This window comes from Xanthomonas sp. NCPPB 3218 (assembly GCF_056725185.1).
Window position 1 is genome coordinate 4,687,818 of record NZ_CM161516.1, and the last position, 13,062, is coordinate 4,700,879.

Here is a 13,062-nt window from a genome sequence, read left to right on the forward strand (position 1 = left end):
ATGTGATCGTAAATTCATCTCACGACCCTAACCGCTGTAGACGTGGTGAACATCGACTCCGATGATCCGGAGGCGCTTCAAAAGAAGAGCAATGCCATGCTGCTTGCCGGATTTGGCACAGCAAGTCCTGCGATGGCGGCGGGCTCCATGCTGCTGCTGTTCAAGTTCACCATGGCCTTCTTGATCGACGTCGGGCCGATCTTCATCCTGGCGCTCATGTTCGATTCCACCAAGGACCTGTTCAAGAAATGGCTGCTCTACGTCATCGGCCCGCTGTTCTCGATGTCCATGCTCTCGGTGGTCTCGGCCATCGTGCTCAAGCTCTCCTACAAGGTGGCAGCAGCACTGTGGGCCGCAAAAGCCATCAATAACGGCCTGATGGGCAGTGACGTGGACGGCCTGAGCTTGCAAGCCTTGCAGCAAGGCGGCATCGGTCTATTGCTTACCACTGTCATCATCACTATGCCTACCGTTGCTGCAGCGCTGTGGCAAGGAAGCATGGGAACCTTTATGGCGTACTCGGCATTTGGTACCGCTGGCGCGAGCAGCGCTTCTCCTGGTCCCCAAGGGCAGCCGCCAGGTCATATGCTCCACAGCAGGTGGGGTGCTAATTCATCTTTACCGGCCAGCCTTTATGAAGCGCCTACAGCCATTGGTCAGCGAGTCGTTAGAGGACAGCTTCAAGCAACACAAACGCTCACCCCGAGATCTATATAAGTCGCATCCCAGAGCCTTGGAGGACTCAACCCGCAAGCGGACTGGCCTTGACTGGCGAGCCGCACACGACTTTTGGCAAATACTTCACCAGCACAACGCTAAGCCAGATCGTGCGTTTCAGCGCGCGACCTGGCCAAGCAGTTATCCATAAGAGCGGCTATCCGGTACCACGGATACCGCAGTTACTTTCGCTGCGCTGGAATGAACTGCGTTTCCACCGCCTTGGCCAGTTGGTCTGGTGGCAGCAGGCCCTGGTCGAGCAGGAAGTTGTTGAAGGCCAGGCGGTCGAACTTCTTGCCCAGGACCAGCTCGGTGCGCATGCGCAGTTCGAGGATGCGGGTGTAGCCGTAGAAGTAGCTACCGGCCTGGCCGGGGGCGCGGACGGTGTAGCGGTCCAGTTCCTGGCGGGTCATCGCCGGCGAAAGGCCGACGTCGTCTTCCAGTACCTGGCGTGCGCGTTCACGGTCGATCAGACCGAGGTTGAGCATCGGGTCGAGCATGGCGCGGGCGGCGCGCAGCAGGCGGAACTGCAGGGCGATCAGCTGACCGTCGAGCGGTTCGTACGGGACCATTTCGGCTTCGGCATACAGCGCCCAGCCTTCGACGTTGACCGAGTTGAACGCGAACAGGCTGCGCGCCAGCGACACGCCGCGTTCGACCATGGCGGTGAACTGCAGCTCGTGGCCGGGGCGGCCTTCGTGCGCGCTGAGCGTCCAGGCGGCCGATCCGAAGTTGAAGTCGTCGTACTGCTCCTTCTTGGCGCCGTCGGCGGTCGGGTTGCCCAGCGGCAGCACGAACTGGCCCTGCTGGCCGGTATTGCCGATCAGCGGTGCTGGCAGGAAGTGCGGCGCCGGTTGCGCGGCACTTTCGGCGGCACTGCCCAGGCGCATCTGCATCGGGCGATTGGGCACATCGACGATGCGCTGCTGACGGATGATCGGGTCGATCTGGTCGATCACGCCGCGGTAGTGAGTTTCCAGCTGGTCGTCGGCGATCTTGTTGCCCTTGAGCGCACGGATCACCTGTACATAATCGCTGCCCTGCACGCCCTTGGCCTTAGCCACCAGCGGCGCCAGCTGACGCATCGCCGAGCGGGTTTCCATGAATTCCAGCTGCGCGCGCTGAATCAGCTGCTGCGGGGCGACATCAATGCCGACCTGCTTGAGCTGGAAGGCATACAGCGGTTCGGGCAGGCGGGTGTCCTTGCGTGCCTTCGGCAATACTTTGGTGCGGGTCCAGTTGGCGTAATCCTTCAACTGGGTGGACATCGCCTTGAGCGCTTCGTCACCGCCGGCGATCTTGTACTTGGCGAACAACTCGCCGATGCCGGCGACGTAGGTGTCCACGTTCGCCAGCGCCTGCTCCACTTCGCGCTGGGTGGGCTGCAGCAAGGTGGTGTTGCCAAGCTGTTCTTCGTAGCGCTGGCGGGCCAGCGTGGTGGTCGGCGTGCTGCCCGGCACCAGGCCGACGTAGCGCTTGAGGCGATCCAGCGCCTTGGCGCGGCGCTCGGGCACGGTCTGGTCGGACAACAATCCATTGAGGCCGCTGAAGACCAGCTGCGGGGCATCGTTCCATGGCAACAGATAGCGCTCGTTGAGTTCGCTGCCTTCGATGTTCTGCTCGGCCGCAGCGATCATGATCTGCAGGTCCTGGCGCACATTGACGTCGCGCTCGGTGGCCAGCTTGGCCTGCAACGCGGCGCGTGCCTTGTTCATCGCATCGCGGTAGCGCGCGGCGTTGTTTGGCCCCAGGTCGATGACCTGGTCGTCGTAGCCGGGCACGCCGAAGAAGCTGGCGTATTCGGGCTGGAACGGCGCCTGCGCGTTCAGCAGGATCTGTGCATAGCCATTGCTGGTCTGCACCCAGGCCGGCGTGGCAGGCTGGGCCTGCGCGGCTTTACCGGTCTGTGCCTGCAATGGCAGCGAAGCACCGAGCGCCAGCGCAATGGCGAGAACGAGTGGTTTCATGGGGCGGATCCGCAAGTTGAGTAGCGCGACCCTACCCATCCGCGGCGGCTGCGGCAATGCGTCTTAGGTCATGGTCGGCAGGAGTGCGGCGGCGCTTGCGGGTCGGCTACCAGGTTGATTGGATTGGCGGTGTGCTGGCGAATGTCAGCATTTGCTAGCGCCATCGCCCGTGCTTGCGGCTGGCGTCCACCTGGCGCCGGCTTCCCTCGCCGCGCGGCCCGTGCAGGTCCACACTGCAACGGGCATCTCCTGCCCGACCGCTCTGGTGAATGTCGCCGATACCAGGCATCGGCGACCGTTTACCACTGCAGTTCCGTCTCCCCGGCACCCGATTGCCGGCCGCTCAGGGCATCAGGCAGCGCTGGATGAATGCCTCCGCGGTCTTGTAGCGATGCAGGGCAGTGCTGCCGGACAAGCCGTGCTTGGCGCCGGGATAGGTCATCAGTTCGAAGGCAGTGCCGCGCGCCTGCAACGCGCTCATCAGCGCGGTGGAGTTGGTGAACAGCACGTTGTCGTCGGCCATGCCGTGGATCAGCAGCAGCTTGGCGCGCAGGCCGTCCAGATGGGTGGCGATGCGTGCGTCGCGGTAGCCGGCGGCGTTGCCGGCCGGCAGGTCCATGTACCGCTCGGTGTAGTGGGTGTCGTACAGGCCCCAGTCGGTGACCGGTGCGCCGGCTACGCCGCAGGCGTAGGCGTCGCTGTGTTTGGCCAGCAGCATCAGCGTCATGTAGCCGCCGTTGGACCAGCCCTGCACGCCGATGCGGGTGGGATCGACCCAGCGCTGCGCCTTGAGCCACGCCACGCCTTGCAGCTGGTCGTCCACTTCCACCGTGCCCTGCCTGCCGTACAGCGCGCCACCGAAGTCGCGGCCGCGTCGCGGGGTGCCGCGGTTATCCAGCGAAAACACCACGTAACCACGCTGCGCAAGATATTGATCGAACAGCGCATCGCCACGGCTTGGCCAGGCATCGAGCACGGTCTGCGCGGCGGGGCCGCCATACACGTACACCATCACCGGATAGCGCTTGGCCGGGTCGAAGTCGTCCGGTTTGATCAGGCGATACTGCAGCGGCGTGGTGCCGTCGGCGGCGGTGAGCGTGCCGAATTCCACCGGGCGCTGCGCGTCGCGGTATCTGGCATACGGGTGCTGGGGATCGGCCAGATCGTTCTTCAGCAACGTGGCGATTTTTTCGCCATTGGCGTGAAACAGCTCGATCTGCGGCGGCGTGGCGGTGTTGGACCAGCTGTCGACATACACGCTGGCGTTGTTGGCGAAGCTGGCGGCGTGCGTGCCGTGGGTTGTCGAACGTTGTTCGATCGCACCGCCGGCCAGCGGCACGGCGTAGATGTGGGCCTGGGTCGGCGATTCCTTGCTGGCGGAAAAATACACCGTGCCGGCTTGCTCATCGACGGCGAGCAGTGCATCGACCACCCAGGCGCCGGAGGTCAGCGGCGTGAGCGTGCGGCCATCTTCCGATGCCACATACAGATGTTCGTAGCCGCTGCGCTCGGAATTCCAGATGAAACGGCCGTCCTTGAGAAAACGCAGATCGTTGTGGAGCGGTACCCAGGTCGGCGAGGTCTCGGTGATCAGCACGCGTTGCTTGCCGCTGGCCAGCGTGGCTTCGATCAACTCGAGGGTTTTCTGGTCGCGCGACTGGCGCTGGAAGGTCAGCCGCTGCGCATCGCGCCAATCCACCCGTGCGAGATAGATATCGGGATTGCTGCCCAGCTCGATCCAGCGCGGGGCGGCGTTGGCGCGCGGTGCGATCACACCCAGCCGCACGGCCACATTGGGCTGACCGGCCTGCGGATAGCGCTGGCTGATGACCTCGGTATGGTCGGCATAGACCTCCGGGCGCTTTTGCACCGGCACGCCGGATTCGTCGATACGCGCGAAGGCGATCGCCGAGTCGTCCGGCGCCCACCAATAGCCGGTGTGGCGATCCATTTCCTCGTCGGCGACGAACTCGGCCACACCGTTGCCGATGGTCTCGCTGCCGTCGCTGGTGAGCTGCAGCTGCTTGCCGCTGACCAGGTCGATCACCCACAGGTTGCGCTCGCGCACGAAGCTGACGAAGCCGCCCCTGGGCGAGAGCTTGGCGTCGGTGGCGAAGCCTTCGCCGTGGGTGAGCTTGCGCACTGCCGCCGCGCCGGTCTTGCGCAGGTCGTACAGATACAGCTCGCCACCGAGCGGGAACAACAGTGCATGTGCGTCCGGCGCCCATTGGTAATCGACGATGCCGGCGAAGGCAGCGATGCGTTGGCGCTCGCGGCGGGCCTTTTCGACATCGCTGAGCGTTTCGGTGCCGGGCAGCACGATTTTGGAATCCACCAGCAGCCGGGTCTGACCGCTGGCGATGTCGTACTCCCACAGATCCAGCTGATTGCGGTCGCTGTCCTTGCCGCGCAGGAAGCTCACGCGCGAGCCGTCGGGGGCGACCTTGGGTTTCATCAGCGTCGGGCCGGACAACGGCAATGGGCCGGTGATGGCGTCGAGGGTGAGTTTTTCGGCGTGGGCGGTGGTGATCGTGCTGAGCATGAGGGCAAGGGCGGCGAACAGGGCGCGCATCGAAGATCCTGTCTTGAGATAGCACACAGGATGCGGGCGTGTGGGGTGTTTGAGAAGCGCGGCGATGCTGCGCGTGCGCGATGAAGGGCTGCGCGCGGTTCTGCGCGTGTGCTGCAGCATGGTGCTGGGTTGTTGTCGCTCAGTTTCTAGCGAGCAGAGGTGCGTTTGGGCTGATGGTCGCAGTTGGCGGGCTGCGGATGGTACATGCGCGTTTCGTGGTGCGCAGGTTACGGGGGGCGGTGGGTCTGGCTCCACTTGCGTACCTTCACCCCAACCCCTCTCCCGGGGGAGAGGAACTCGGGCGCCGGGTGGAACTGCCGTGCGTGCCGCGCTGTTGTTACTGCGCCCTCAGCGTTTGCCGAACAGATGCTTGCGCTCTTCCTCGCTCAGCGGCTTGCCGGCGTTGGGGTTGACCTGCTCCTTGAGCGCATACGCACGTTGCGTGGCCGGGCGCGCGGCGATGGCGTCGTGCCAGCGCTTCAGGTGCGGGAACTCGGCGTAATCGGGGCGGATGTCGGCGTAGACCTCGATCCACGGATAGCTGGCCATGTCGGCGATGCCGTACTCGGGGCCGGCCAGGAATGCCTGCTCGGCCAGGCGCTTGTCGAGCACGCCATGCAGGCGACGCACCTCGGCGTTGTAGCGTTCGATCGCGTAGAGAATCTTTTCCGGCGCGTAGACGTTGAAGTGGCCCATCTGGCCGCTCATCGGCCCCAGCCCACCCATCTGCCAGAACAGCCATTCCAGCGCGGCGATGCGGCCACGCGCATCGCGCGGCAGGAAGCGGCTGGTCTTCTCGGCCAGATACAGCAGGATGGCGCCGGATTCGAACACGCTCTGCGCCGGGCCGCCGTCGGCCGGTGCGTGGTCGACGATCGCCGGCATCTTGTTGTTGGGCGAAATCTGCAGGAAGGCCGGCTCGAACTGCTCACCCTTGCCGATGTTGACCGGCTTGAGCGTGTAGTCCAGCCCGGCCTCTTCCAGGAACAAGGTGACCTTGTGGCCATTGGGGGTGGGCCAGTAGTACAGGTCGATCATCGTGCGCTCCAGTTCGGCAGGGGGTGGCACGCAGCGCGCGCCTTGGCGATCGATGGTACGACCAAGCCCGCTACCGGCGCGTGCGCGTGCGGTGGTGCTGGCTGGAACGATGTGTGACGCGATTGGCTCGTGGCCGATGCTGCAGTGCAAGTTGACTTGGTTAAGCCTGCGCTCACAAATGCACGATTGTGTCATCGACCTTTGCCTGCCCCGCCTGGGGCCGGCTATCTTCATTTGGGGAAGAAATCATCGTGAGAGAGCCACGCACCCTGCCGCGCACGCGGCGTCTGACGTCTGCCCTGCTGTTTGCCCTGTCGACGCCGCTGGCCGCGCAGACCGCGCCGGCACCGCAGTCCGCATCCACCGTCCCCGGCGCGAGCCAGGCCGATCCCGCCACGCTCGATGCGGTGCAGGTCACCGGTATTCGCGGCAGCCTCACCTCGTCGATGAACGTCAAGCGCGATGCGCAAGGCATCGTTGACGGCATCGTGGCCGAAGACATCGGCAAGTTCCCCGATACCAATCTGGCCGAGTCGCTGCAACGTATCAGCGGCGTGTCGATCGACCGTTCGCTGGGCGAAGGCTCGCGCGTCACCGTGCGCGGCGTCGGCCCGGACTTCAACCTGGTGCTGTTGAACGGCCGGCAGATGCCGGGCGCCAGCATCGAGGAATCCAACGCCTCCAATTCGCGCGCGTTCGACTTCGCCAACCTGGCGTCGGAGTCGATCTCCGGCATCGAGGTGTTCAAGACCAGCCGCGCCAGCACGCCCACCGGCGGCATCGGTGCGACCATCAACATCAAGACCAGCCGGCCGCTGGACAACCCGGGCCTGCATGCCAACGTCGGCCTCAAGGGCGTGCACGACAGCTCCAACGAGAATCTGCCCGGACGCCTGCAGGGCGATGCGCTGACCCCGGAAATCTCCGGCATCTTCAGCAACACCTCGGCCGATGGACGCTTCGGCGTATCGCTGAGCGGCAGCTACCAGGAACGCGACTTCGGCTATAGCCAGGTCGGCGTGCCCAACGGCTGGCGTTCGTTCCGCGGCGATTCCACCGCCTACGGCACCATCCCGCAGCCGGGTACACCGGGCTCGGAAAACATCGTCAACCGCCCCGGCCCGAATGACATCTATTCGGTGCCGCAGAACCTCAACTACCGCGTGGTCGGCGTCGAGCGCCAGCGCACCAACGGCCAGTTGACGCTGCAGTACAAGCCGCTGGACAACGTCACCACGACGCTGGATTACACCTATTCGGAAAACAAGATCCAGCAGCAGCGCAACGAGATGTCGGTGTGGTTCAACTATGGGCCGTCGGCCAGCGCCTGGACCAATGGCCCGGTCGCCGGGCCGGTGACCTATTCGGAAATCGTCAATCCGGCCACCAGCGATCTGGCCACCGCCGGCTCCAATGCGGCCACGCGCAACCAGAACAAGTCGCTGGGCTTCAACGTGGATTGGGCGGTGAATGACCAGTTCAAGCTCAACTTCGACATCCACCGCTCCACCGCAGAAGCCGGTGCGGACAGCCCGTTCGGTTCCAGCAATTCGCTGGGCGTGTCCGGTTTCTACCGCGGCACCTCGGTAGTGGATTTCAGCAAGGATTTCCCGGTGTTGCAGCAGCAGCTGGGCTTCGGCCTGACCGGGCTGGATCCGTCGCGCACCTTGGTCACCGGCTCGGCGTTCCGCAACAGCTACATGAAGTCGGAGATCGACCAGGCCCAGGTCAACGGCGACTTCACCTTCGAAAATTATTCGCAGTTGAAGTTCGGTATCGGCAGCACCGAGGTCAAGAACCGCTCGGCGTTCTCCAACGTGCAGCGCGACACCTGGGGCGGTGCCGGCACCGCGGCCGATTATCCGGACGATCTGTGGATTCCTAGTTCGTTTGCGCAGTATTTCGATGCGATCGACGGCAGCGGCAATCCGGCGCAGTTCAACCAGCTGTTCCTGTTCGACTTCGAACGTGCCCGCCAGGCGGCCGCGCAGGTGGCCGGCGACGATGCGCTGTACCGCACCTCGCCGGTGTTCACCACCGACCGCCGCGTGACCGAAAAATCCAAGAACGCCTACCTGCAGTGGAACAACAGCTGGGACGATCTGCGCGTGCCGATCAGCCTGGCCGCCGGTGTGCGCTACGAAGAAACCAAGGTGGAGGCGCAGGCACTGGTGCCGGTGGCGGTGGGCATCGACTGGGTCGCCAACAACGAGTTGCCGATCCGCCTGGCCGACTCGGCGTTCGCCAGCGGCAGCGGCAAATACGAATACTGGCTGCCCAGCCTGGACCTGAGCTTCAAGCTCACCGAGGATCTGGTGCTGCGCGGCAGCTACGGCGAAACCATCGGCCGGCCCGGCTGGGGCGATATCCAGGGCGGGCAGACGCTCAACCAGATCGCGCGCCTGGAAGGCGGCACCGGCCAGGAAGGCAATCCCGGCCTGAAGCCACTGCTTTCGCACAACATCGATTTTTCGCTGGAGTGGTACTACAGCGATGCCAGCTACGCCTCGGTGGGCTTCTTCCGCAAGAACATCGACAACTACATCGGTGTGACCACGCGCAACGACTCCTCGCTGGGGCTGAACACGCCGGTGGGTGGTGCGTACTGGAACGAAGCGCTGGGCAACGGCTGCGCCTCGGCCGACCTGACCTGCATCCGCAACTACATCTTCCGCAACCGCGGCGGTGCGCCCGGCGTGGTACGCGGGCAGGACGATTCCAACGGCAACGCCACCGGCGTGATCAGCGGGCAGCCGGGCGATCCGGTGGCCAACTTCGCCATCACCGCGCCGGCCAACCAGCGCTCGGCCTCGCTGGACGGCTGGGAATTCAACCTGCAGCACATGTTCGGCGACAGCGGCTTCGGCGTGTCGGCCAACTACACCAAGGTCGACTCCGGCCTGACTTACGACAACTACGTGATCGGCGAGCAGTTCGCGCTGGAAGGGCTGAGCGATTCGGCCAACGTGGTCGGCTTCTACGACAGGGACAAGTGGCAGGTGCGTGCGGCCTACAACTGGCGCGACGAGTTCCTGGCTGCACGTTTCGACGGCAGCGGCCAGCCCAACCCGGTCTACACCGAAGCCTATGGCCAGCTGGACCTGAGCATCGGCTACCAGTGGACCGAGAACCTGTCGCTGAGCCTGGAGGCGATCAACCTCACCGACGAGGTGCAGCGCCAGCACGGCCGTCACCCGAACCAGATCATCTACGCCACCCAGACCGGCCCGCGCTACATGCTGGGCGTGCGTTACAAGTTCTGGTGATGCAGCGCGTTGGTCATGCAGTGATGTTCTTTTAAGCGCTCCCGGCAGCGAGTCTGCCGGGGCGTTTCGCACGGCGCTCTCGTGGCGTTTCCCGGATGTGTCGCATCCGGGACTTGCCATGCCGAAGCAACTGTCCAAGCATGGGCCACGCGCCCCGCGTGATGTGTCTTCCCCCCCATGACCAATGCCGTGTTGTTGAACAATCTCGATCACCGCGACCTGCGCGTGATCACCACGCACGGCGCCGCCTACGGCGACGACGTGATGTCGGCCGCGACCTTTCCGCAGGAGTTCCGCCAACTGCAGGCGCAGTACCCGATCGTGTTCCATCGCAGCGGCGAGCGCAGTTTTCAGCCGCTGGCATTGCTGGGATTACGCCTGGGCGAGAACCTGTTCCTGGACGGCGCGCGCTGGGATGCGCCGTACGTGCCGCTGGCGATCCAGCGGCAACCGTTTTTGATCGGCGAACAGGCGGACGGGCCGATGGTGCACGTGGACCTGGACAGCCCGCGCATCAGCCGCAGCGAAGGCGAGGTGCTGTTTCGCGAACACGGCGGTACCACCGAATTTCTCGACCACATCAGCCAGGTGTTGCGCACCTTGCACGATGGCCTGGCCGCGAGCGAGGCGTTCGTCGACCGCTTGCTTGGCTACGACTTGCTCGAACCGTTTGTGTTCGAGGCCACGCTGCAGAACGGCCTGGAATGCCGTCTGACCGGGCTCTATGCCGTGCACGAGGAACGCCTGCGCGCACTCGACGATGCGGCCCTGCTCAATCTGCACCGGCACGGCGATCTGGAACCGCTGTACATGGCGGTGGCCTCGATCGCGCAGTTCCGCCATCTGCTCGACCGCATGCAGCGCCGTCATGCTGGCTGAGCCGCGCGCCATCGAAGAACGGCACGGACTGGACCCGCAGCAGCTGGAGCCGGCCGTGCTGCGCTCGACAACGCCGTTGGTGTTGCGCGGGCTGGTGCGCGACTGGCCACTGGCGCAGGCCGGCGCCACCTCGGCGCAGGCGGCGGCGGCCTACCTGCGCGGTTTCGATCGCGGTGAAGCGGTGGTGGCACAGGTCGGCCCGCCGGACATCGGCGGGCGCTTCTTCTACAACGCGGACATGAGCGGCTTCAATTTCCGTCCCGAGCGCGTGCCACTGGGCGTGGTGCTGGAGACCTTGTTGCGCGATCTGCACAACCCGCAGCCACCGGCGATCTACGTCGGCTCCACCACGCTGGACACCTACCTGCCCGGCCTGCGCGCGCACAACCCGATCGCGCTGCCGCAGCGCGAGCCGCTGGCCAGTATCTGGATCGGCAACCGCACCCGCATCGCCGCCCATCAGGACCTGCCCGACAACCTGGCCTGCGTGGTCGCCGGGCGCCGCCGCTTTACCCTGTTTCCGCCGCAGCAACTGGCCAATCTGTATATCGGCCCACTCGATCTCACCCCGGCCGGTCAGCCGGTCAGCCTGGTGGATATCGCCGCGCCGGACCTGCAGCGCTTTCCACGCTATGCGCAGGCGCTGGAACACGCGCTGGTGGCCGAGCTGGAACCGGGCGATGCATTGTTCATTCCCAGCATGTGGTGGCATCACGTCGAAGCGCTGACGCCGTTCAACGTGCTGGTGAATTTCTGGTGGCGGCAGAGCCCGGCCTACATGGATTCGCCGATGAACGCGCTGATGCTGGCGCTGCTCACCCTCCGCGACCTGCCAGCGGAACAACGCGCGATCTGGCAGGACGTGTTCGACCATTACGTGTTCGATGCCGATGCGGACACCGCCGCACACATGCCGGAGTCTGCGCGCGGCGTCCTGGCGCCGATGGACGAGGCCCGTGCCCGCAGCCTGCGCGCGCGGTTGCTGCAACGCCTGAATCGCTGAGGATCTGACGCCATGACCGACACCGCCCCTTCCGACCCACAACAGCGCCCGGTACGCCGCGTCGTCATCGCCGGTGGCGGCACCGCCGGCTGGATGGCCGCCGCCGCGTTATCCAAAGTGCTGGGCCGGCACCTGCAGATCACCCTGGTGGAATCGGACGAGATCGGTACGGTGGGCGTGGGCGAAGCCACCATTCCCAGCCTGGTCACCTTTCACCGCCTGCTGGAGATCGACGAGGCCGCGTTCATGGCCGCCACGCAGGCCACCATCAAGCTGGGCATCGGCTTCGAACACTGGCGCGATGTGGACCGGCATTACATCCACTCCTTCGGCCACACCGGCACCGATCACTGGAGCGCGGGCTTCCAGCATTTCTGGTTGAAGGGCCGGCAGCGTGGCCTGGCGCGCGACTTCGGCGACTACTGCCTGGAACTGCGTGCCGCGCAGGAAGGCCGCTTTGCGCATCTGCCCAATGGCGGCATGAATTACGCCTACCACCTGGATGCCGGCCTGTACGCGCGCTTCCTGCGCCGCTTCTGCGAAGGCTTCGGCGTGCAGCGCATCGAAGGCCGCATCGGCAGCGTGGAGACCCACGCGCACAGCGGCTATCTCACCGCGCTGACGCTGGACGACGGCACGCGGGTGGAAGGCGATCTGTTCCTGGATTGCACCGGCTTTGCCGGTCTTCTGATCGGCAAGGTGCTGGGTGTGGGCACGGACGACTGGTCGCAGTGGCTGTTCGCCGACAGCGCGCTGGCGGTGCAGACCGAATCGGTCGGCGCGCCGGTGCCCTACACCCGCTCGCGCGCCGATCAGGCGGGCTGGATGTGGCGCATTCCGCTGCAGCACCGCGTCGGCAACGGCATCGTGTACTCCAGCCGCTACATGGATCAGGACAGCGCCGCGCAGGTACTGCAGCGCAATCTCAGCGGCCGCGCACTAACCCAGCCGCGCGCACTGCGCTTCACGCCCAATCAGCGGCATCGGGTCTGGGAAAAGAACTGCGTGGCGCTGGGGCTGGCCAGCGGCTTCCTGGAGCCGTTGGAATCGACCAACATCCATCTGATCCAGCGCGGCATCATCCGGCTGATGCAGACCTTTCCGCAGGTCATCAACGATGTCGACATCGCCGAATACAACCGCCAGGCCGCCGCCGAAATCACCCATATCCGCGATTTCGTGATCCTGCACTACCACGCCACCGACCGCCGCGACACGCCGTTCTGGCGCGATTGCGCGGCGATGGACATCCCCGACACGCTGCGTCACCGGGTGGAGTTGTTCCGCCAGAGCGGGCGGGTGTTCCACCAGGCCAACGAGCTGTTTGCAGAAAATTCCTGGGTGCAGGTGATGCTGGGCCAGGGCATCACGCCGAAGCACCACCACCCGGTGGCCGACCTGATGGGCGATGCCGAGCTTCGTCATTTCCTGGAAACCATCCGCACGCGGGTCGATGCCGCATTGGCGCGGCTGCCTGCGCATGCGGACTTCCTGCGCCGCTACTGCCCTGCGCCGCCGCTGCCCGAGCCGGCCACGCGGCTGCCGGCCGACGCCGCACTTGCAACCGGAGTGCGATGAATTTCGCGCCCGGCAGGCGCTCCCCTTGGCTTAGACCGCCCC

At 65.1% G+C, this 13,062-nt stretch carries 7 protein-coding genes and 1 pseudogene; 5 read left to right on the forward strand and 3 right to left on the reverse strand.

The genetic code is table 11. The features are described from left to right. Positions 1-27: 27 nt before the first annotated feature. Positions 28-717 (forward strand): annotated as a pseudogene (locus tag AC1PLS_RS19745) (type IV secretion system protein); the annotation flags it as partial. 182 nt (positions 718-899) lie between these two features. On the opposite strand, the gene AC1PLS_RS19750 reads toward AC1PLS_RS19745, so the two are convergent. The 3 genes from AC1PLS_RS19750 to AC1PLS_RS19760 form a co-directional block, all read right to left on the reverse strand. After that, positions 900-2,684, reverse strand: coding sequence for a DUF885 domain-containing protein (locus AC1PLS_RS19750; RefSeq protein ID WP_184434844.1), 1,785 nt, complete (start codon positions 2,682-2,684; stop codon positions 900-902). A 343-nt stretch (positions 2,685-3,027) separates the two neighbouring features. Beyond that, positions 3,028-5,256 (reverse strand): S9 family peptidase, encoded by a 2,229-nt coding sequence (locus AC1PLS_RS19755; RefSeq protein WP_184434847.1) that lies wholly within the window; start codon positions 5,254-5,256, stop codon positions 3,028-3,030. Between the two features lie 348 nt (positions 5,257-5,604). Beyond that, positions 5,605-6,294, reverse strand: a complete 690-nt coding sequence (locus AC1PLS_RS19760) for a glutathione binding-like protein (protein WP_104569620.1) — start codon at positions 6,292-6,294, stop codon at positions 5,605-5,607. Between the two features lie 251 nt (positions 6,295-6,545). On the opposite strand from AC1PLS_RS19760, the gene AC1PLS_RS19765 reads away from it, so the two are divergent. From AC1PLS_RS19765 to AC1PLS_RS19780, 4 genes are all read left to right on the forward strand, one after another. Next, a complete protein-coding gene (locus AC1PLS_RS19765; RefSeq protein WP_154832850.1) occupies positions 6,546-9,560 on the forward strand; it encodes a TonB-dependent receptor in 3,015 nt (1,004 codons plus the stop codon). A gap of 177 nt (positions 9,561-9,737) precedes the next feature. Then, positions 9,738-10,439 (forward strand): SapC family protein, encoded by a 702-nt coding sequence (locus AC1PLS_RS19770; protein WP_184434850.1) that lies wholly within the window; start codon positions 9,738-9,740, stop codon positions 10,437-10,439. Beyond that, positions 10,429-11,442, forward strand: a complete 1,014-nt coding sequence (locus AC1PLS_RS19775; protein WP_184434853.1) for a cupin-like domain-containing protein — start codon at positions 10,429-10,431, stop codon at positions 11,440-11,442. Before AC1PLS_RS19770 ends, AC1PLS_RS19775 begins: the two co-directional genes overlap by 11 nt. Before the next feature lie 12 nt (positions 11,443-11,454). After that, a complete protein-coding gene (locus tag AC1PLS_RS19780) occupies positions 11,455-13,020 on the forward strand; it encodes a tryptophan halogenase family protein (RefSeq protein WP_184434856.1) in 1,566 nt (521 codons plus the stop codon). Positions 13,021-13,062: the final 42 nt, after the last annotated feature.